Source organism: Arthrobacter sp. Helios (assembly GCF_023167125.1).
GTDB lineage: Bacteria > Actinomycetota > Actinomycetes > Actinomycetales > Micrococcaceae > Arthrobacter_B > Arthrobacter_B luteolus.
In genome coordinates, this window is record NZ_CP095402.1 from 105217 (window position 1) to 126212 (window position 20996).

17 protein-coding genes, 1 tRNA gene, 1 pseudogene and 1 riboswitch are annotated in these 20996 nt (G+C 66.3%); of the genes and pseudogenes, 14 read left to right on the forward strand and 5 right to left on the reverse strand.

What is annotated here, in order from left to right:
* The first annotated feature begins 67 nt into the window (after positions 1 to 67).
* A riboswitch (cyclic di-AMP (ydaO/yuaA leader) is annotated at positions 68 to 255 on the forward strand.
* Between the two features lie 4 nt (positions 256 to 259).
* The 6 genes from ArtHe_RS00470 (at position 260) to ArtHe_RS00495 (ending at position 4871) form a co-directional block, all read left to right on the forward strand.
* On the forward strand, positions 260 to 1054 hold the full coding sequence (locus ArtHe_RS00470; protein WP_066301761.1) for an NlpC/P60 family protein: 795 nt from the start codon (positions 260 to 262) through the stop codon (positions 1052 to 1054).
* A gap of 28 nt (positions 1055 to 1082) precedes the next feature.
* Positions 1083 to 1847 (forward strand): NlpC/P60 family protein, encoded by a 765-nt coding sequence (locus tag ArtHe_RS00475; RefSeq protein WP_248318269.1) that lies wholly within the window; start codon positions 1083 to 1085, stop codon positions 1845 to 1847.
* A gap of 235 nt (positions 1848 to 2082) precedes the next feature.
* Positions 2083 to 2580, forward strand: a complete 498-nt coding sequence (locus tag ArtHe_RS00480) for an HNH endonuclease (RefSeq protein ID WP_248318270.1) — start codon at positions 2083 to 2085, stop codon at positions 2578 to 2580.
* Positions 2580 to 3254: an NTP transferase domain-containing protein gene (locus ArtHe_RS00485; protein WP_248318271.1), complete on the forward strand. Its 675-nt coding sequence runs from the start codon at positions 2580 to 2582 to the stop codon at positions 3252 to 3254. Before ArtHe_RS00480 ends, ArtHe_RS00485 begins: the two co-directional genes overlap by 1 nt.
* A gap of 43 nt (positions 3255 to 3297) precedes the next feature.
* Entirely contained in the window at positions 3298 to 3582 is a 285-nt protein-coding gene (locus ArtHe_RS00490; protein WP_246168688.1) for a DUF6457 domain-containing protein, read from the forward strand.
* Positions 3583 to 3590: 8 nt separating this feature from the next.
* Complete coding sequence (locus ArtHe_RS00495; RefSeq protein WP_248318272.1) at positions 3591 to 4871, forward strand: molybdopterin molybdotransferase MoeA; 1281 nt, start codon at positions 3591 to 3593, stop codon at positions 4869 to 4871.
* Here the strand turns inward: ArtHe_RS00495 and ArtHe_RS00500 are convergent.
* Positions 4822 to 7173, reverse strand: coding sequence for an FdhF/YdeP family oxidoreductase (locus ArtHe_RS00500; protein WP_248318273.1), 2352 nt, complete (start codon positions 7171 to 7173; stop codon positions 4822 to 4824). The two genes, ArtHe_RS00495 and ArtHe_RS00500, sit on opposite strands and share 50 nt — an antisense overlap.
* Before the next feature lie 76 nt (positions 7174 to 7249).
* Between ArtHe_RS00500 and fdhD the strand changes: the two genes are divergently transcribed.
* Complete coding sequence (gene fdhD, locus ArtHe_RS00505; RefSeq protein WP_248318274.1) at positions 7250 to 8113, forward strand: formate dehydrogenase accessory sulfurtransferase FdhD; 864 nt, start codon at positions 7250 to 7252, stop codon at positions 8111 to 8113.
* Here fdhD and ArtHe_RS00510 read toward each other — a convergent pair.
* The gene (locus ArtHe_RS00510) at positions 8110 to 9780 is read right to left on the reverse strand and encodes a GAF domain-containing sensor histidine kinase (RefSeq protein ID WP_248318275.1); all 1671 of its coding nucleotides are present in this window, start codon (positions 9778 to 9780) and stop codon (positions 8110 to 8112) included. The two genes, fdhD and ArtHe_RS00510, sit on opposite strands and share 4 nt — an antisense overlap.
* 207 nt (positions 9781 to 9987) lie before the next feature.
* Here ArtHe_RS00510 and ArtHe_RS00515 point away from each other — a divergent pair, with 207 nt between their 5' ends.
* The 4 genes from ArtHe_RS00515 to ArtHe_RS00530 all read left to right on the forward strand — a co-directional run bounded on the left by ArtHe_RS00515 (position 9988) and on the right by ArtHe_RS00530 (position 14042).
* Entirely contained in the window at positions 9988 to 11925 is a 1938-nt protein-coding gene (locus ArtHe_RS00515; protein WP_248318276.1) for an ABC transporter ATP-binding protein, read from the forward strand.
* Between the two features lie 257 nt (positions 11926 to 12182).
* Positions 12183 to 12617 carry a hypothetical protein gene (locus ArtHe_RS00520; RefSeq protein ID WP_248318277.1) on the forward strand — a complete coding sequence of 145 codons (435 nt, stop codon included), beginning with the start codon at positions 12183 to 12185 and terminating at the stop codon, positions 12615 to 12617.
* 49 nt (positions 12618 to 12666) lie between these two features.
* Positions 12667 to 13191, forward strand: coding sequence for a S24/S26 family peptidase (locus ArtHe_RS00525; RefSeq protein WP_248318278.1), 525 nt, complete (start codon positions 12667 to 12669; stop codon positions 13189 to 13191).
* A 221-nt stretch (positions 13192 to 13412) separates the two neighbouring features.
* On the forward strand, positions 13413 to 14042 hold the full coding sequence (locus ArtHe_RS00530) for a hypothetical protein (protein WP_248318279.1): 630 nt from the start codon (positions 13413 to 13415) through the stop codon (positions 14040 to 14042).
* Positions 14043 to 14100: 58 nt separating this feature from the next.
* Here ArtHe_RS00530 and ArtHe_RS00535 read toward each other — a convergent pair.
* Both ArtHe_RS00535 and ArtHe_RS00540 read right to left on the reverse strand, forming a co-directional pair.
* Positions 14101 to 14174, reverse strand: a tRNA-Arg gene (locus ArtHe_RS00535).
* Positions 14175 to 14297: 123 nt separating this feature from the next.
* Positions 14298 to 14783 carry a MarR family transcriptional regulator gene (locus ArtHe_RS00540; protein ID WP_248318280.1) on the reverse strand — a complete coding sequence of 162 codons (486 nt, stop codon included), beginning with the start codon at positions 14781 to 14783 and terminating at the stop codon, positions 14298 to 14300.
* 82 nt (positions 14784 to 14865) lie between these two features.
* Between ArtHe_RS00540 and ArtHe_RS00545 the strand changes: the two are divergent.
* Positions 14866 to 16827 (forward strand): annotated as a pseudogene (locus ArtHe_RS00545) (MMPL family transporter); the annotation flags it as partial.
* A 24-nt stretch (positions 16828 to 16851) separates the two neighbouring features.
* Here the strand turns inward: ArtHe_RS00545 and ArtHe_RS00550 are convergent.
* Positions 16852 to 17496: a hypothetical protein gene (locus ArtHe_RS00550; RefSeq protein ID WP_248318281.1), complete on the reverse strand. Its 645-nt coding sequence runs from the start codon at positions 17494 to 17496 to the stop codon at positions 16852 to 16854.
* Positions 17497 to 17564: 68 nt separating this feature from the next.
* Between ArtHe_RS00550 and ArtHe_RS00555 the strand changes: the two genes are divergently transcribed.
* Complete coding sequence (locus ArtHe_RS00555) at positions 17565 to 18365, forward strand: inositol monophosphatase family protein (protein ID WP_248318282.1); 801 nt, start codon at positions 17565 to 17567, stop codon at positions 18363 to 18365.
* Positions 18366 to 18445: 80 nt separating this feature from the next.
* A complete protein-coding gene (gene pcrA / locus ArtHe_RS00560) occupies positions 18446 to 20980 on the forward strand; it encodes a DNA helicase PcrA (RefSeq protein WP_248318283.1) in 2535 nt (844 codons plus the stop codon).
* The last annotated feature ends 16 nt before the right edge of the window (positions 20981 to 20996 follow it).

Sequence of the window (20996 nt, forward strand, 5' to 3'; positions counted from 1 at the left end):
GCGTGACATTTCCTTGATGTTGTTATATTCTCGTCACCGTGCCTGATTGGCCAAAGATCAGGCACTCTCAAACAGATCGCCGAGCTCTGCCACCGTTTGAGATCCGTTCGCAAAATCGCATGGCAGAGGCGGGGGAACCAATTTCGGGTTTCGCAAGAAGCCCTAGGGGTTAAGTTGCCGGACTTAGCGGTCCAGCAACCGGGTGACTCCCATCCGAATCCGACAGCTCACCTCGTAGGCATTGGGAGAGGCAAAAACTGTGTCATCAATCAATTCCGGCCGCCATCGTGCTGCCTCGGTTCAATCCAGCCCGCTTACGGCTTTCTCCAAGGCCGTAACCGCCAACGCAGGTACCGTCGGCCGCCAGGCCGCCGTCGTCGTCGCAGCTTCCGGCCTTGTTCTGGCCGCTGGCCTGCCGGCACAGGCCGCACCGGTTTCCACCGACCGCCAGGCCCTTGAATCAACTCCCCTCAACGTTGTGACCTCCAACGGGACCGTGACGGTCTCCGAGCAGGCACCCTTCGACCTTCCGGTAGCTCCCCTTGCGGGATCGCTCTCCGGGGCCGAAACCCGCGCACAGATTGCAGCAGCCGAGCTTGCCGCGGCAGAAGAAGCCGCTGCTGCTGTTGCCGCCCAGCAGGAGGCATACGCCGCCCAGCAGGCCGCAGCCGCACCGGCACCGGCCGCTTCCGGCGTCACCACCGCCTCCTCCGCACCGGCAGCAGCTGCTCCCGAAGTCAGCGCCAGCGGCGTTGCTGCAGGCCTGGTTGCCTCCGCTTACTCACAGATCGGCGTGGCGCAGGACTGCACCGCAATGGTCGAAAAGGCCCTGCGCTCCGTCGGCAAGTCCGTTGGTGACCTCGCCCCGAGCCAGTTCTACGCCTTCGGCTCCGTAGTTGGCACCCCGCAGGCCGGAGACCTGGTTATCACCGGTGGGCACGTCGCGATCTACGTCGGCAACGGCCAGGTCATCAGCGGTGGCCTCAACGGCATGAACACCGGCCTCCACTCCCTGTCCGACCTTCCCGGCGCAAGCTTCGTCCGCGTCAGCTGACGCTGCCAGATAAACGGAGCACACCGTCATGACCTCGACAACTGAGCGCGCCCGTCACCGTGCGCCCGTCCAGCGCACCAGCTCGCTGACTGCACTGGCCGACGCCGTCACTTCCAATGCGGGAACGGTGGGCCGCCAGGCCGCCGTTATCGCCGCCGCCTCCGGGCTGGTGCTGAGCACCGGCGTCGCCGCAAATGCTGCGGCACCGGAACTGTCCCGCGATGTGCAGACCAGCAAGCTGGATCTGTCCTCCATTCCGCTGCAGGTTCCCGCAGATGCCGTAGGCCCTGAGCTCAAGTTCGCTCCGGTCCCGGGCGTTATTGTGGCCGAAGCGCCTGTAGCCGAGACCGTGACCGTGCAGTCGCAGGAAATCAACACCCCTGCAGCCGATGCTCCGGCCCAGGCGGCAACGGCCCAGGCAGCGGCCGCTCCGGCGGCTTCCGCTGCCCCGGCTGCCTCCTCCGGGACCGCCGCCACCATCGCAGCAGCTGCCTACGCCCAGCTCGGCGTGATGCAGGACTGCACCATGCTCGCGACAAACGCGCTGGCAGCAGCTGGGATCAACTTCCACGGATGGCCGGCGGGTTACCTCTCCCTCGGCCGCACCCTGAGTGCCGCTGAAGCAATTCCCGGCGACCTGATCTACTACGCAGACGGCGGCATGGGCATGGCCCACATTGCTGTCTACGTGGGCAACGGACAGGCCGTCCACGGTGGCTTCTTCGGCAACCAGACGGTTGTTGCTCCGGCCGAGCTTGGCTCCGGCGGCGTATACATCCGCGTAGGCGGCTAGCAGCAAACCCAGAACCTGACACAGTTCGCCAAAGGACCCTCCCCTGTGGGAGGGTCCTTTGTTGTTTCCTGCTGCTTCCGGCACACAGGGGTGCAGCGCATCCGGAGTTTCGCGGCCGATAAATAGCGGGAATCCCCGGTCCCGGCTTACCCTTGCAATGAAGATTCGAAGTACCGCAGTGTGCCGGTGAACTTTTTCTCTCGCCGGGCCCGCGGGCAGGCGAAGAGGAACGTGCATGCGAACGCTGGTTCTGAATGCGGGCTACGAACCGCTGGCAGTTGTCACCTTCCGGCGCGCGCTGGTCCTGGTGTTGACCGGGAAAGCGAGCGTGCTGGCCGAGAGCGGCGTGCCGGTGGTCAGCCCGGCCGATGTTTTTGGACGGCCCTCGGTCATCCTGCTAAACCGCTACGTCAACATTCCCTACCGTGCGGAGACCGTTGCCACCCGCAGGGGGGTCCTGCGGCGCGACGGTCATTCCTGCGCCTACTGCGGCAAACAGGCATCGACCGTGGACCACGTAGTGGCCAAATCCCGGGGTGGTGAAGACAGCTGGGAGAACCTGGTCGCGTGCTGCCTGCGCTGCAACAACAACAAGGGGGACAAAACATTGAACCAGCTCGGCTGGAAGCTGCGGTTTACGCCACGGCCGCCGATCGGTGCCCGCTGGCAGATCCGTGAACTCGAACAGCCGGCGGCGCAATGGAGTCCTTTCCTCGGCGATACGGCTGCCTGATGGCGCCTGCCGCCGCCCAGCCACCCGCCTTCAACGCCATCATCCTTGCCGGCGGGAGGTCCTCGCGGCTGGGTGGAGTGCCCAAGGCCGAACTCCGGATTGACGGACAAACCCTGCTCGAACGCACGCTGGGCACTGTCCGCCAGGCCCGCAGCGTCGCCATCGCCGGGCCCGCACAGCTGGAAGCTGCCCTGCACGCCGTACCCCCGCACTGCTTCTTTGTCCGCGAGGAGCCGGCCTTCGCGGGTCCCGCTGCCGCCGTCGGGGCTGCCGTGACCGCCCTCTACGGCACCGATACCGCCGGGAGCGCTGAGCCTGTCCCCGGTGCCGGCGATCCGGCGCCGCCCTGGACCCTGGTGCTGGCATGCGACATGCCCGACGCCGGCGGCGCTGTCCGGGCGCTTCTTGCCGAGGCCGCCGGTGAAGCAGGCCAGTCCATCATGGCGAAGGACAGCAGCGGTTCACTGCAGCCCCTGGCAGCCCTGTACCGGACCGGCGACTTGCGCACTGCCGTGGGCGGACAGCCCGGCAGCCTGGAGAATCTATCAATGTTCCGCCTCCTTGCTAGGGTGCAGTGGAGAGTGGTTGCCGTGCCGGAGGGAAGCACCGCTGATGTGGACACCTGGGCTGATGCCGGAAAGTGGGGGATCAGGCCGGGCAACCGCACTGCCTGAGACCCTGCCGGTTCCGCAGCGACGCCCAGGAACAAAAGGAGCCATGATGGGAAGCCAGCAGGAAACGCTTGAGGCCTGGACGCAGCAGCTGCTGCGGTCCCTGGAGCTTGAGGGAACAGCAGTCGACATTGACGCCGTCCTGGACCTCGCGGCGGCAGCAGCCCATAACGTTGTCCGTCCAGCGGCGCCGCTGACGACGTTCATCGCGGGCCTCGCCGCCGGCCTGGCCGCGGGCAGCGGACAAGCCGACGAGAACCTCGCCATGCGCGCGGCTATCCGCGCGGCCCAACGGGAATGCGACGCCGCCGCTCCGGAGGCAGGCAAGTGAACGGGCCGGTGCCGGTAATCCTTCCGCTGCAGCCCAACACCTCCTGGGACCAGGCCCGCAAAGCGGCCTACGCAGCGGCCCGTCCGCTGCCGTTTGAGACCGTCCCGCTCGCGGAGGCACTGGGGCTGACCCTGGCGGTGGATGCCCCCGCTCTCCAGCCGGTTCCGCACTATGCCTCCTCGGCCATGGACGGCTGGGCCGTGGCCGGCCCGCCGCCCTGGAAAATCGTCAGCTCCGAGGAACCCGAGCACGAACGCTGGCAGATCCACAAAGAGTCGGGCCGCCGGCCGCTGCAGCCCGGCGAAGCGGTACCCATCCTTACCGGCGGACTGGTTCCTGCGGGAGGAGAAGCCGTCCTGCGTTCAGAACACGGCCAGCTGAGCACGGAGGAACCCGCAACACTGGTTCCGGGGCCCTCGGCCCGGAGCGACGAGCCACGCCCGGGAGAGCACATCCGGCCGGCAGGAGAAGAAGCAGCAGCGGGGGAGACCGTCATTCCTGCCGGGACAGTCCTGAACCCGGCGCATATTGCCTTGGCCGCTGTCTGCGGTCACGACACCCTGCCAGTGCTGCGTGCTCCGCGCGTGTCCCTGCTGCTGACCGGTGATGAAGTGATCGAAGCCGGGCTGCCGGACTCGGGCCAGGTCCGGGACACTTTCGGGCCGCAGATGCCGCAGCTGATCGGCATGCTGGGAGGCCGGGTCGACGCCGTTTGCCGCCTCGCCGACCGGCTGGACGACGTTATTGCCGCGCTCAGCACCGACGCCGTCGACGAAGCATCGCTGGCCATGTCCTCCGGGGACGTGCTGGTGACCACCGGCGGCACGGGGACCTCCGCTGCAGACCATCTGCGGCGTGCGCTCAGCGAAGTTGATGCTGAACTGCTGATCGACGGGATCGCGATGCGTCCCGGCCATCCCACCCTGCTGGCCCGCCTGCCGGACGGACGGTTCGTTGTGGCGCTGCCCGGGAACCCCCTCGCTGCCATGATGGCAGTGTTCACCGTGCTGCAGCCGCTGCTGGCCGGGCTGCGGGGTGAGGAGTTCCCCAGGGAGCGCCACGTCCTGGCCGGCGTCGACATCGATCCGCTGCCCGGCCGGACCCGGCTGGTTCCGAGCCGGATCCAGGACGGACGCTCCGTGCCGTCGCAGTATTACCGTTCCGGGATGCTCCGCGGCCTGGCGGACGCCGACGCCGTAATGGTGATCCCCGAAGCCGGCTGCACCGCGGATGAGACAGTTACCGCGCTTCCCCTGCCATGGCAGGTGCGGCAGGCTCCAGCCGGATAATCACCGACTTGGAGGTGGGGGTGCCGCTGACATCGGCGACGGAGTCCAGCGGCACCAGCACGTTCGCCTCCGGGTAGTAGGCGGCAGCACAGCCGACGGGCGTGCTGTAGGCGACGGCCCGGAAACCCTCTGCCCTGCGCTCCACGCCGTCCTCGTACTCCGAGACCATGTCGACCAGGTCTCCGTCCTGAAGGCCGGCCGCAGCCAGGTCCTCGGCGTTGACGAACACAACGCGGCGCCCGCCGTAGATGCCGCGGTAACGGTCGTCCTTGGCGTAGATCGTGGTGTTGTACTGGTCATGTGCACGCAGTGTCTGCAGGATGAGCCTGCCTTCGGGAACCTTCGGGTACTGCAGCTCATTTGCCGTGAAACGGGCCTTACCGGTGGCCGTGGCGAACTTGCGGCCGTCCCGCGGGCCGTTGGGGAGCACGAATCCTCCGCCGCCGCGCTTGAGCTTGCCTTCGAATCCTTCAAAGCCCGGGATCACGTTTTCGATGTGGCGGCGGATCACCGAGTAGTCAGCCCGGGCGGCGATCCAGTCCAGCTTCGGGGCGTTCGAGCGGAACGGAGCCCGGGTCCCGGTGAAAAGCCGCTCGGAGAGCTCGCACACGATGGCGACCTCCGACCGTACCTGCGGCCCGGGCGGGTCCAGCCTGCCCTGGGAGGCGTGGACCGCGCTCATGGAGTCCTCCACGGTGACCCGCTGGTCGCCGCCGGCCTGGGCATCCCTGTCCGTGCGGCCAAGTGCCGGCAGGATCAGCGCCCGCCGCCCGTGAACCAGGTGTGACTTGTTCAGCTTCGTCGATACCTGCACGGTCAGTGCGGTGTTGCGCAGGGCCTCTTCCGTGACGTCGGAGTCCGGCGTGGCCCGGATGAAGTTCCCGCCCATGGCCATAAATACGCGGACCTTGGAATCCCGCATGGCGCGGATCGCGTTGACGGTGTCAAAACCGTGCCTGCGCGGGGACGCAAAGCCGAACTCGCCGTCAAGCCGGTCATGGAAGGCCTCGGGCATCCGCTCGAAGATGCCCATGGTCCGGTCACCCTGGACATTGGAGTGGCCACGGACCGGGCAGACACCGGCCCCGGGACGTCCCATGTTGCCCTGAAGCAGCAGGACGTTGACGACGTCGCGGAGCATGGGCACGGAGTGCTTGTGCTGGGTCAGGCCCATGGCCCAGCAGACCACGGTGGACTTCGCGGCAATCATGCGCGCTCCGGCCGACTCGATCTGGGTACGGGTCAGGCCGCTGGCCTTGCAGATTTCTTCCCAGGACACATGGCGGATGGCCGCAAGGTACCCGTCCAGTCCGTCGGTGTAGGAGTTGATGAACTGGTGGTCGAAGACGTTGCCGTGCTCTTCCTCCTGCTCCAGCAGGTACTTGCCCAGGCCCTGGAACAGTGCCTGGTCCCCACCGAGGCGGATCTGCAGGAAGTCGTCAGCGAGCTGGGTGCCGCCGCCGAACCTGGTGCCCAGGAGGCCCGATGCCTTCTGCGGGTTGTCGAACCGGAGCAGCCCGGCCTCGGGCAGCGGGTTCACCGCGATGATGGTGGCCCCGTTCTTCTTCGCGCGTTCCAGGGCCGTGAGCATCCGCGGATGGTTTGTGCCGGGATTCTGTCCGGCCACGATGATGAGTTCCGAGCTCTGGACGTCGTCCAGGCTGACGGTGCCCTTGCCGATGCCCAGGGTCTCGGTGAGGGCCGAACCGGAGGACTCGTGGCACATGTTGGAGCAGTCCGGCAGGTTGTTGGTGCCGATTCCCCGGACCATCAGCTGGTAGAGGAACGCTGCCTCGTTGGAGGTGCGCCCGGAGGTGTAGAACACGGCCTGGTCGGGAGAGTCCATGGCCGCGAGCTCTTCGACGATGATGTCGTAGGCATCGTCCCAGGTGACCGGGCGGTAATGCGCAGCGCCGGCGTCGAGCAGCATGGGGTGGGTGAGACGGCCCTGCTGGCCCAGCCAGTAGTCGTCCTTCGCCAGCATGTCCGCTACCGAATGCCGGGCGAAGAACTCCGGCGGAACCCGGCGCTTGGTGGCTTCCTCCGCGACGGCCTTGGCGCCGTTTTCACAGAATTCCGCGGCATGCCGCTTGTCTCCCTCAGGCCAGGCGCACCCGGGGCAGTCAAAGCCCTTCTTCTGGTTAACCTGCAGCAGCGTCTGTGCACTGCGCAGCGGCCCCATCTGGTCGAAGGAGAGGCGGAGGGAATTGATGACGGCCGGCAGACCGACAGCATGGGTTTTCGGTTCACCGATCCGCAGCTGGGATTCGTCGATTCCATCTTTCGGAGCCTTGCTTGGCACAGCCACCACGTCCTTGTGTAGGAAATCACCTAGTCTGTTGCTAGGGCCAGTCTAGGACTTATCAAGGAGCTATGGCATGGGACGGGTTTCACGGCGTGGCCGCGTCACGCGCTTCCGCACGGATGGCACGATCAGCCGGCGCGATGACGTATTAGCAGGTGAGGAACCACTGGAGATCCGTTTCGAGGGACGGTCCTTCACAGTGACCATGCGGACCCCCGGCGACGATTTCGACCTGGTGGCAGGTTTCCTGGTCTCTGAGGGAGTCATCTGGGAGGCCGGGCAGCTCATCAGCCTGCGCTACTGCGCCGGGGTGGACGAGGAAGGGCAGCAGACGTTCAACGTCGTCGACGTCCAGCTGCGCCCCGGGACCCCGCTTCCGGACACCGGCATGGAACGGCACGTCTACACATCGAGTTCCTGCGGCATCTGCGGAACGGCGTCCATTGAGGCAGTCCGCAAGTCTTCGCATTTCGACGTCGCCAACGACGGCGTCCGGGTTCCGCTCGAGGTGCTGGCCTCGTTGCCGGACAAGCTCCGTGACCACCAGGCACTCTTTGAGAAGACCGGCGGCGTGCATGCCGCGGGATTGTTCAGCGCCGAAGGCGAGCTGCTGTGCCTGCGGGAAGATGTCGGCCGGCACAATGCGGTGGACAAAGTGGTGGGGTGGGCGCTGCGCGCGGGACTTCTGCCGCTGCGTGGGACCGTGCTTCAGGTATCGGGCAGGGCGTCTTTTGAACTTGTTCAAAAAGCGCAGCTGGCGGGTATTCCCGTCCTCGCAGCCGTCTCGGCGCCCTCTGCACTGTCCGTGGACCTGGCCCGGGATGCCGGGATGACACTCGTGGGCTTCAGTCGCGGGACATCCTTGAACTGCTACGCCTTCCCGGAGCGCATTGAGGCGAAGTCTTCAGTGACCGCCGGCGCCGGGGCGGACGCCTAGCCGCTGGGCAGCAGTACTTCTACGCAGGTGCCCTCGCCCACGGCGGACTTCAGCGTGATCCGCCCGCCGTGCTGGTGGATCATGTCCTGGACGATTGCCAGGCCCAGCCCGGTGCCGGGGATAGCCGCAGCCGTCGCGTTGGAAGCCCGGAAGAACCGGCTGAACAGCTTGGGCTGGTCCTCCGCCGGAATACCGATGCCCGTATCCTGGACCCGGACACGCACCATTGCCGGTGCACCGTCCGTGCCCGGAACCAGGTCCGCAAGCAGCCGGACCGAGCCGTTGACCGGGGTGAATTTCACCGCGTTGGAGGCCAGGTTCGTGAAGACCCGTTCCAGCTGTTCCCTGTCCCCGTCCAGCCGAAGCCCTTCGTCCTCACAAGCCAGCGAGAGGTCGATGCTGCGGCTCGCTGCAGCAGGTGTCAGAGAAGCGATGACCTGTTCCAGCAGATCCTGCAGGACAATTTCCTCCACGTCCAGCCGGACTTCTTCGGCGTCGCTGCGCGAGATGGTGAGCAGATCACCGATGAGGTGGTTGAGCCGGTTGGCGTTACGGCCCACGATTTCCAGCATCTGTGCGGTCTCGGGGGAGATCCCGCCGCCGGAGCCATCCAGGATCAGATCCAGGTAACCGGTGATCGAGGTCAGCGGGGTCCGGAGCTCGTGGTTGATAGTTGCCACGAAGTCCGTTTTCTCCCGGTCAAGCTCCCGCTGCCGGGTCAGGACGGTCCGCTGCGCAGTAATCAGGTGCCCCTGGACCAAACCGTGGGCCAGGTTGCCGCTGACGTGCTGGATCAGAGCGAGCTCGGTGGGCGTCCAGATGCGGGCCGCGTTCTCTCCCGCCAGCCAGATAATGCCGAAGGGACGGTCACCGTGGCCCAGCGGAACGATCACGGACGTGCGCAGCCCCGCAGCCAGGGGTGCCGGATGGAGAATGGGATGGGTGTCACACTCCGGGTCACGGTGGTCCCGCGCTGCAAGCATTTTGCCGCTGTCCCACAAAAGATCGGCAACGGCGGCTGCCTGCTCGGGATCCGGAGCAGGAATGGAGGCTTCCGCACCCGGACGGCTCCAGGTGTTCTTCAGCTCCGGCACCCGCTCATCCGGGAAAATGGTCAGCAGAACGTGGTCCGCCCCAAAGGCATCGCCCAGGCCGGAGACCACAGCCTCAGCCATGATGTCCGGGTCGTTCGTGGCGCGCACTGCAGCCGAGATCACCCGTGTTTTTCCGCGCAGGAGGTTGTTGGCTTCCCGGCGCCGGCGCAGGGCCAGCGACTCCGCACGGATCAGGGCGGCCCGATACGCGAGTTCATTGCCCGTGAGGGGGCTGAGCACAAAATCGGTGATCCCGCGCCGGACCATGTCCTCGACGTCGAGCAGTTCACCGGGCGTGATCAGGATGACCGGGGGCCCGGACCCCTCGGCAGACGGAAGCAGCCACCTGCGTAGATCCGGTCCGGCGGCTTCCACGGCTGCGGTGTCAACGACGGCGAGGACGGGAAACGTGGAATCCGGCCCGCTGCCGGCGGACACCGGACGCAGCTGAGCCAGCGAGAGTGCTTCCTCAACCGCCGCCCGAAGGCCGGAGTCACTGACCGCCACCAGCGCCGGGAGGTCATCGCTGCGGCTGTCCGTGAAGGAGCCCTGGGAGGTCGGCGCCGTAGGCATAGGTGCCTTTCGTTCTGTGTGTCCGGCCGGTTGCGGACCGTTTGCAGTGTATCCCAGCAGAAGCCCGGTTTCCCGTGGTAGTGGACACAGATGACGCGCGTGTCTGCGCCTGGGAATTCGCCGCTGGACCAGGCCGTTATGCCCCGCAGTGGATGGACTGCGCCAGCGCCTAAGCTGGAGGGTGCCGTTACGTAAGGAAACCGTCATATGAGTATGGAAGGCGCGGCCTGGAGTTCCCTCTACAAGATCTCCACCGCCAAAGGATCAGACAACAAGATTTCCCGGGAAACGCTGAAACGGATCCTCGCGTTCGCGTCTCCCTACCGGCGGCAGCTCATCGGGTTCCTGCTGCTCTCCACCGGCGGGGCGTTCCTGGCCGTCGCAACGCCGGTCCTGGCCGGCGAAGTAGTTAATGCGATTGTCGCGGGAACGGCCGTGGACAGGGTGCTGTGGCTGGCGGGCCTGATCGCCGTGGTGGCCGTTGCTGACGCCGGCGTTTCACTGGCCACCCGGTGGTTCTCCTCCCGGATCGGCGAGCAGGTGATCCTGGACCTGCGGACCGCCGTCTTCGACCACGTGCAGCGGATGCCGATCGCCTTTTTCACCCGCACCCGCACCGGTGCGCTGGTCAGCCGGCTGAATAACGATGTGATTGGCGCGCAGCAGGCGTTCAGCGGCACCCTCTCCGGGGTGGTCAGCAACGTTGTGGCGCTGGTGCTGACCCTGATCGTGATGCTCACGACCTCCTGGCAGGTGACGGTGCTGGCGATGCTCCTGCTGCCTGTTTTCCTCATTCCGGCACGCCGGATGGGCGGCAGGCTGGCTGCGCTCCGCCGGGAAGCGGCAAACCACAACGCCTCCATGGGGTCCCAGATGACCGAGCGGTTCTCCGCTCCGGGAGCCACCCTGGTGAAGCTGTTCGGCCGGCCGGACCAGGAATCCACCGAGTTCGCAGTGCGCGCCGCCCGGGTGCGGGACATCGGCGTGAAGACAGCGATGATGCAGTCCATTTTCGTGACGGCACTGACCCTGGTCTCTGCCCTCGCGCTGGCCCTGGTCTATGGGCTGGGCGGCTACCTGGCCATGACCGGGACGCTGAATGCGGGCGACGTCGTGACCCTGGCGCTGCTGCTGACCCGTCTGTACGCCCCGTTGACCTCGCTGGCCAATGCCCGGGTGGAGATCATGAGCGCGGTTGTCAGCTTTGAGCGGGTCTTTGAAATCCTCGACCTCAAGCCGCTGATCCGAGAGAAGGAACAGCCGGCCCCGGTGCCGGCCGGGCCGCTGGGTGTGGAGTTCAGCGAGGTGAGCTTTGCCTACCCGACGGCGGACAAGGTTTCCCTCGCATCCCTGGAGGACGTGGCGGTCCTGGACACCCGGGGCGGGGAAGATGTGCTGCACGGAGTCTCATTCCGGGTGGAACCCGGCCAGACGGTTGCCCTGGTGGGCAGTTCCGGAGCCGGGAAGTCGACGATTGCCCAGCTGCTCTCCCGGCTTTACGACGTCGACGCCGGTGCCGTCACGTTCTCCGGGACGGACGTCCGGGACCTCAGCTTCGCGGGCATGCGTTCCGCCCTGGGCATGGTCACGCAGGACGGGCACCTTTTCCACGAGAGCATCCGCTCCAACCTGCTGCTCGCCAATCCGGAGGCCAGCGAACAGGACATCTGGGATGCCCTCCGCCGGGCGCGGCTTGAGCCGCTCATCCGGTCGCTTCCGGATGGGCTGGAAACCATGGTGGGGGAGCGCGGATACCGCCTCTCAGGCGGAGAACGCCAGCGTATGACCATTGCCCGCCTGCTTCTGGCCCAGCCGCGCATCGTGGTCCTCGATGAAGCGACTGCTGCGCTGGATTCCACGTCGGAGGCGGCCGTCCAGGCCGCCCTGACCGAAGCGCTTCAGGGGCGTACCGCCGTCGTTATTGCGCACCGGCTCTCCACGATCCGCAACGCGGACCGGATCCTGGTGATCGAGGACGGACGCATCGCCGAACAGGGCACACACACGCAGCTGCTGGCGCAGGACGGCCGGTATGCGGAGCTGTACCGGACCCAGTTCGCGGAGTCTGACACTACCGCCGACGCCGGTGGCGGCGTTCCGGGTACCGGTACCTCGTCAAATGCCTCGTCAGGGGCCACGGCCTAAGAGCGGCCGGAGCCTCCGGGGACTTCTGCCCGGGGATTCTGGAAGTCCCCGGGCAGAGGCTGGCCGCTGGCTATTTGCATGATTCGCATAGATTTTTTATAAATATTTGTAGCGTCGGACCAATAGGTGATTCACCTTGCCGCGGTGGTCTCTGACCCGGGCCCAGGGCCCGGGCGGCCCGGCCGGCAGTTCCGGCGTGGTCGGAGTTTGTCTGCGCGCTCCTGAAGTGAGCGCCCTTTCGAACACGGAGTGACTACATGCCTTCTACCGATATCCGCAATACCAGCAACAAGCGCAATGTCCGTAAGACCGCTGCAGCCGCCCTCGCCGTCGTCGGTGCAGCGGGGCTGTCCCTTGCCGCCGCTGCTCAGCTGAACCTCGGCACCGGGAGCCTTGGCGCCGGGACGACCGTCGTCGCCAGCTGCCAGGATGAGGGGACTCCGATCGGCGTCAACTTCGAGAGCAGCTTCGTTCCGGGGGCAGATGCCGGCTATCAGGCCTCCAGCCTGAACCTTTCCTCCATCTCGCCGGGATGCGAAGGCCTCAAGTACAAGGTCACGCTGTCCGATGCCGACGGTGCCACGCTCGGCGCAGAGGCAACCGGGACCGTCTCCGGTTCCTCTGTCACGGTTCCGCTCAGCGGTGTGCCGGCCAATGAGGTCTCCAACGTTGCGGTTGTCATCCACTCCTAACCGCAGTGTTAAGGCCGGGCCTGCCTCCGGTCGCCGGACGGCCGCCGGCGTGCCCCGAGCACGCCGGCTCCGGTCATTTGCCACCGGCGCCGTCCTGGTGGCCTTCATCGCCGGCCTGGCCTACTTTCTTTGGCCGTCCTCGCTCGGCGGGTGCAGCACCTTGACGATCGTCTCGGGGCAGTCCATGGAGCCCACCTACTCCACCGGCGACCTCGTGTGGTCCCGCTGTGGAGAGCCTTCCGTCGGTGACGTCGTTGTGTACAGCCCGGCGGACACAGGCGGTGCACAGGTGATCCACCGGATTGTCGGCGGGGACAGTGGGGCAGGGTGGACCCTGCAGGGGGACAACAATGACTTCCTCGACCCGTGGAACCCGGACAATTCACAAATCGCCGGTATCGCCACGGTGCACATCCCGCAGCTGGGGAGCATCCTTTACAGCTTGGGGAACCCATACATCTGGGGATCGCTGATCATTCTTGCCGCAGCATTCTTTCTGTGGCCAGGTCCAGGCCCAGGCCCAGGCCCACGCACTGAGCCGCTGCCCGCGCAAAAGGAAGGAGTTCTGTACTGAACCGTCACGGGTACCTGCGTGCGGCGTCACGCCGCGGACCGCTGGCTGCGGCGGCGCTCCTCGCCGCTCTCGTGATATTGATGGTTTTCGCCGTGCATCCGGGGGCAGCCGCACAGCTGCCCCTCCTCCAGGGGAATGTCACGAGCGCCTCTGTCGCCGAGCGGTGTACTCCCGCTGTCACCGTAACCAACGGCACGGCCGCTGCTGGGAAGGCATCCACCGTGACGGTGGCCGGCCTGGGCGCTGCATGTGAAGGCCGTGAGCTCGATCTGACACTGTTCGACAAGAACGGCGCCGCTGTGGCTGCCGGTAACACCACGCTGGCGGCGGATTCCAGCGGCACGGCAACGGTGGCGGTGTCCACCTATACCCCCGCCGATGTCGCCGGTGCAGCTCTCACCATCGGCACCTGGGGTATCCCCGGAATCTGGACGTACGTGCCGCCTGCTGCTGCCCCCATGGTGAGCTGCACTGTCCTGAACGATCCGACAGGCACCAAAACCTGCGAAGTGACGGACGTGCGGGTCGATGCCTGGGGCTATCCCGAACTCAACTCCTATAACTTCTACGCCACCATCAAGAGCCCGTCAGAGTCCGAGGACACCGAATGGCAGCTCGCGCTCAACCTCGCGGATTCCGGCTTCAAGGTGAACGCCAACCTTGCAGACAGCAATAACGGCGTCACATTGGCTCCCGGCTGGTCCTGCTCAGATTTGCCGATGCTGGAGCTGCGTGGCCAGGAGGACGTGAGCACAAAGTACGTGGGGGGCGGTAAGACCGTGACGGTTTGGATGCAGGGCAAGGCCGCCCCCGGCCCCACTTCCGGCGGGAGTCTGTTCAACTGCTCCTGAGGCGCCGACCGGGCCGCCCGGACAGACCGAACCCGGCCGGAGTCCGGAAACAAAAAAGTGCCCCCGGCCGGAATCGAACCGACGACCTGCCCTTTAGGAGAGGGCCGCTCTATCCTACTGAGCTACGGAGGCGTGGCTGCCGTTGGCTGGCAGCGATAAACAGCTTACCTGTTTTCATCCGCGGGTGCCGTTCAGGCCGCGGCGCGTCCGGAGGGCAGCCGCAGTGGCAGCAGGGGCGGGGGTTCGTGGCCGGGCCTAGCTCCGGGACTGCTCTTCCAGAGCGTGCAAATGCTTGGTGTAGGCCTCGCGCATGCCGGTGAGGAAGCCATGAATTGCCTGCAGCTCGGGCTCGGTGTACCTGTCCATGACCTCGCTGGCCAGTGCGCCGAGCGGGCCGAAGTAGGCTCCCGCGAGCTGACGGGCCAGCGCTTCGAAATGCAGCGTGACCTTCCGCCGGTCCTGTTCGGAACGGGACCGGTGGATGTGGCCGATGCGCTCCAGCCGGTCAATCACCGCCGTCGTCGCGCCGGTGGAGGTTCCCAGCAGGCTGCTCAGCCGGCCCGCGGTCAGCGGTTCGCCGCGGGTTTCCGCCTCCATGATGAGGGTCAGGGCGCGCATATCGGTGGAGTTCAGCCCATGGCTGTGCGCGAAAGCGTCCGCCACCTGCTGGCCGTCCAGGCCAAGGCCCCGTACGGCGTTGACGATCTCCCGCCTCAACTCGTTTCTGTCCACGGTCCCCATAGTAGCTTCACCTTGAAGTATCTCTATTTGAGAGATACTTTGTTCTCTAGTTACTTTTTCCAAGCCCCACAGGAGACAGCAGATGCACGCAGGGATAGTTCGCTCGGCCAGGGCAGCGTGGGTCACGCTGCTGATTGGCCTCGCGGTGATAGTGGGGCTCTTCTCGCTCCCCGTGCAGGAAAACGAGGCTTCCACCGTAGGCGGCCTCAGTGATAAGTACCAGACCACCCAGGTGCAGGAACTGCTGGAGGAATTCCCCGACGCCCAGCAGTCGACCGCCCTGATCGTGGTATCCCGCACCGACGGCACCGCCATGAACGACGCCGACCGCGCGGCTCTCGCGGACATCAGCGCCGCAGCTGCACAGGCCGGGGTATCGACGCCGCCGGCACAGGTTCCGCCGATCGTTTCGGACAACGGGCTGGTGGCGCTGGTACCGGTCACGCTCCAGGCAGCGAGCGACGACGGCGACGCCGTGGGCGCCGAAGTGGAAAGCCTGCGCGAAGCGATTTCCGCAGCGGCTCCCGATGGTCTTAGCGCGGAGCTGACCGGCGGAGCGGCCTTCACCGCCGACCTCGCCGGAGTCTTCTCCGGAGCCAACTTCACCCTGCTGACCGTGACGGCCGCCGTAGTGGCACTGCTGCTCCTGATCACCTACCGCTCGCCGTGGCTCTGGATGGTGCCGCTGGTGATCGTGGCAGCCGTGGAGCAGCTCGCGCTGCGGATGGTGGACTTCCTGGCCCCGGTGTCCGGAATCGAGGTGGACCCCTCCGCCGTCGGCATCACCAGTGTGCTGGTGTTCGGTGCGGCAACCAACTATGCGCTGCTGCTGATTGCCCGCTACCGCGAAGAACTGCGTGTGTATGAGAGCGTCTTTGAAGCCATGGGTGTGGCCCTGCGCCGCACCCGCGAGGCCATCATTGCCTCCGGCGGCACCGTCATCCTGGCCCTGCTGACCCTGCTCTTCACGGACACCCTGAGCTACCGCGGACTCGGCTTCTCCGCGGCCGTCGGAATCGTGTTCGCCATCCTGAGCGCACTGTTCCTGCTGCCGGTGGCCCTGGTGCTGCTGGGCAGGAAGCTCTTCTGGCCCTTCGTCCCGAAGGTCGGCGACGCTGCCCGCGAGGGCAAGTTCTGGGGCCGCCTGGGCGAAGCGACGGCCCGCCGGCCGAAGACCATCGCCGGGATCGCCGTCGTCGTCCTGCTGGTGATGGCCTCCGGCCTCTTCAGCGCCAAGATCGGTCTGAGCGAGAACGAGCAGTTCACTGAAAAGCCGCAGGCTGTCACGGCGGCCGAAACCCTGGCCACCGGGTTCCCCGCCGGCTCCACCTCGCCGGTGACCGTGCTGGTGAATTCGGACAGCGCTGACGCGGCTGCCGCGGAACTCGGCGGACTGGACGGCGTTGAAACCGCCACGGTGGCCTCGGAACACAACGGCCTGACCCGGATCGACCTGGTGAGCAGCTACGAAGCCGGCAGTGCGGAGGCCAACGCCTTCATTGAGGAGCTGCGTACCGATCTGGGCGAGCATCCGGAATATGAGGGAATTGTCGGCGGCGAGGCGGCTGAGCGGGTTGATCAGCTGGCGGCCAACACCCACGACATCATCCTGGTGGTCTCCCTGGTGATCGTCCTGGTCTTCCTGGTGCTGCTGATCCTGCTGCGCTCCCTGGTTGCCCCGGTGCTGCTGGTGGCGTCGGTGCTGCTGACCTTCTTCGCCTCCACCGGCGTGAGCTGGCTGCTGTTCGTGAACGTCCTCGGGTTCCCCGCCCTGGACACCCTGACGCTGCTCTACAGCTTCCTGTTCCTGGTCGCACTCGGCGTTGATTACAACATCTTCCTGGTCACCCGTGCCCGGGAGAACGCAGCCACGCTGGGCACCCGGAAGGGCATGCTCGCGGCGCTGCGGTCCACCGGCGGCGTGATCACCAGCGCCGGCATCCTGCTGGCCGCCGTGTTCGCCGTCCTTGGTGTCCTGCCGCTGGTCACCCTGACCCAGGTGGGCGTCACCGTGGCGATCGGTGTCCTGCTGGACACCCTGGTGGTGCGGACCGTCGTGGTGCCGGCCCTAGCCTTTGTCCTGGGTGACAAGTTTTGGTGGCCGGGCCGTCCGGGAGCTGAAAACCGCAACCACGGACGCCACGAGGCTCAGCCCGAGCAGGACCCAGCGGGCGACCGTGAGCACGCTGGCCAGTCCGGCATCACCGGCTGACAGCTCGGCGGCGCCAAGGACATTGTCAATGGCGACGTTCTCCCAGAGATCCACGATCGCGAAGAGGATCGGCGCGGTCCACAGCACCCAGCGCAGTGCCTTGCGCTGGGTGTTGAGGCCGATGATGAGCAGCCAGGCGAAGCCGAAAATCAGGGGAAACAGCGTCCCCGCCGTTTTATGGACATAGCTGAGCTGGCCGAGGGCATCAGCGTCCAGGGCCGAGCGCAGCGCCGCCAAATGATCCATCCCGTACCCGCCGATCAGCGAGTCAGGCATGGCCAGGCCTCCTGACAGCTGGGTCATCTGATCCAGCACCAGCAGGTGGTAGTACCAGAACATAAACAGTGCGGTCGCCGCTGCGGCAATCAGGAGCAGATTGGCGTTGTTCTTGGCCTGCTGCGGCGTCCGTTGCGTGGTTTCGTTGGCGGAGGGCTGTGTGGCGGCAGGGTTGACGGCGTTATCGCCGTGCTTAGCTGCGCGCTGTGCCGGAGTTTTTCCCATAACAACAGTATGGCGGAGAGTCGATACTGCCTCCCCGGCCCCTTGCGGAGCCGGATAGGGTTGGCAGCATGAGCGCGCCTGCCACAGAATCTGACTTTGTCCTGGCCGCCGGCCTCGTCCGCGAGGCCGGTGAACTGGCCTACCGGATGCGGCAGGAAGGGGTAACCGGCACGCAGAAAACCTCTGTGTCCGATGTCGTCACGGCGGCGGACCACGCTGCCGAAAAACTCGTCGTGGACACGCTGCGCCGGCTGCGTCCCGAGGACGGGATCATCGGTGAGGAAGGCGCCAGCCATGCAGGCACCTCCGGCCGGACCTGGGTTATTGATCCGGTGGACGGCACCTATAACTTCCTGTCCGGGTCCACCTACTGGTGCTCCGCGCTTGCCCTTCGCGCCGACACTGCCGAGTTACCCGACCCTGCTCCGGACGTGCTGCTGGGCGCCATTTACCAGCCGCAGGAGGACAAGCTGTGGCTTGGCGGGCCGGGCCGGGCTGCCACCTTGAATGGAGAGCCGCTGCCCGCGCTCACCGACGCCGGACTGGGGCGGCTCAGCGCCGGCACGTATCTGCACCCCACCTGGCTGCAGCGCGGGGAAGTCGCCGGCCCCTGGATTCAGGCGGCGAAGGAAGCGGCCACGATCAGGATGCTCGGCTCCGGTTCCTGCGATCTTGGCTCGGTGGCAACCGGGGCGCTGGGGGCCTGGTTCCAGCACAGCTGCCCGGAGTGGGACTGGCTGCCCGGCAAGGCCATCGTCGAAGCTGCCGGGGGCGCCACCGCCATTCAGGAGGTCCACGGTTTCCGCTGGCACATTGCCGGTCCGGCGACCGCTGTTCGGGAAATCCAGCAGCTTCTGGCCGGGAACTAGGCGCCCGTACCGGGCGCATTCGCGCACCCGGAGCGCTCTCCGGGAAAATGTCCGGGGCAGCACCTAGACTTAAACGCACCATGGACTATCTCTTTGATCCGTACTTCTCCACGCCCGGCAAGTCCAAGACCGCCCCTGGGGCCGCCAAGGAGGACACCGCCCACGGCGGCGGCGCCGCCGTTCCCGAAGCCGTCACGCCTGAACCGCCGGCCCACGGCGGCCACGGCACCACCCACGCTGGGCGGTCTCCGCGCGTCGACGATGCGCGGGCAGCGGACCTGCTGCGCGGCCTGAACCCGCAGCAGGAGGAAGCGGTCAAGCACGCCGGTTCGCCGCTGCTGATCGTGGCCGGCGCCGGCTCCGGCAAGACCCGGGTACTCAGCCACCGCATTGCCTACCTGATGGCGACCGGCCGGTCCAACCCCGGACAGATCCTGGCCATCACGTTCACCAACAAGGCCGCCGCAGAGATGCGCGAACGCATCGAGTCCCTGGTGGGCGGCGTCGCGAAAACCATGTGGATCTCCACCTTCCACTCCTCCTGCGTGCGGACCCTGCGCCGCGAGGCAAAAGCCGTGGGGATGAACTCCAACTTCTCCATCTACGACTCCGCGGACACTCTGCGGCTGATCACCCTGGTGGCGAAGGGGCTGGACCTGGATCCCAAGCGGTTTGCGCCCAAGGCCATCGCGAACAAGATCTCCGGACTCAAGAATGAACTGATCGATGACGAGTCCTACGCCTCGAGCGCCAACTACTCGGATCCCTTCGAACAGGCAGTCGCCCAGGTCTACACCGGCTACACCCAGCGCATGCGCCAGGCCAACGCCATGGACTTCGACGACCTCATTGCCCAGACCGTCTATATGTTCCGGGCCTTCCCCGGCGTAGCTGAGTATTACCGGCGCCGCTTCCGCCACATCCTGGTCGACGAGTACCAGGACACCAACCATGCCCAGTACGCCCTGGTGCGCGAACTCGTTGGCGTGCCGGGGGAGGGGCAGCTGGATATTCCGCCGGCCGAACTCACCGTGGTGGGCGATTCCGATCAGTCCATCTATGCCTTCCGCGGCGCGGACGTGCGCAACATTGTGGATTTCGAGAAGGACTACCCCTCCGCCCGTACCATCCTGCTGGAGCAGAACTACCGCTCCACCCAGACCATCCTCACCGCCGCCAACGCGGTGATCTCCCGCAACCCGAACCGGCCGGAGAAAAAGCTCTGGACCGCGGAGGGCGACGGCGCCAAGATTGTTGGCTACGTCGGTGAGAATGAACACGAAGAAGCCAGGTTCATCGCGGAGGAGATCGACCGGCTGCAGGACGAGGAGAACCTGCGTCCGGGCGACGTTGCCATCTTCTACCGCACCAATGCCCAGTCCCGTTCGCTCGAAGATGTGCTGGTGCGGGTAGGCCTGCCGTACAAGGTTGTCGGCGGCACCCGGTTCTACGAACGCAAGGAAATCAAGGACGCGCTGGCCTACCTGCGGGTGCTGGCGAACCAGGACGACGTCGTGAACCTGCGCCGCATCCTCAACGAACCCAAGCGCGGGATCGGCGACCGCGCCGAGTACTCCGTGGCCGCCCTCGCTGAACGCGAGCGGATCAGCTTTATGGAAGCGCTGCGCCGGGCCGAAGAAGCGCCCGGCCTGGCCACCCGCTCGCTGAACTCCGTCAACGGCTTCGTCAAGCTGATCGACGACCTCGCTGAAGTAGCATCCGGCTCCGGTGCCTCCGCGGCCCTGGAAGCCGTGCTGGAACAAACCGGCTACCTCGCCCAGCTGCGCTCCAGCGCCGATCCGCAGGACGAGTCCCGGGTGGAAAATCTCGCGGAACTCGTCGCCGTGGTCCGGGAATTTGAACGCGACAACCCCGAAGGAACCCTGTCCGAATTCCTGGAACAGGTGTCCCTGGTGGCCGATGCCGACCAGATTCCGGACGCCCCGGAAGGATCCGCGGAGGAGGTCGCCGCTGCGGTGGAAGAGTCCCGGCGCCAGGGCGTTGTCACCCTGATGACGCTGCATACCGCCAAGGGGCTGGAGTTCCCGGTGGTGTTCCTGACCGGCATGGAGCAGGGCATCTTCCCGCACCAGCGCTCCGCCACCGACCCGGCCGAGCTGGCCGAGGAACGCCGCCTGGCGTACGTCGGGCTCACCCGGGCCCGCGAACGGCTCTACGTGACCCGCTCGGAAGTGCGCAGCATGTGGGGGCAGAGCCAGTACAACCCGGCCAGCCAGTTCCTGGGCGAGGTTCCCCCGGAGCTGATCGAGTGGAAGCGCGAAGGCATGGAACGGCCGGCCTGGGGCGGCGGAGGCAGTATCACCTCCAGCCGTTACAGCGGTTCGCACTGGGGTGCCGGGGCGCCGTCCTCCATGGGAGGCGGTACCGGCGGCAACATTTCAGCCGCACCGGTGGCTAAGGCAATGGGCCGTGTGCAGCCGCAGAAGGAAGTTATCTCCGTGGTGGTGGGGGATAATGTCAACCACACTTCGTTCGGCCACGGCACTGTGCTCTCGGTGGAAGGAACCGGGGATAAAACGGTGGCGAAGGTGAAGTTCGACGTCGGCGAAAAGCGCCTGCTGCTGCGCTATGCGCCGCTCACCAAGGAAGGGTGACGGGCCCTTTTGGCCA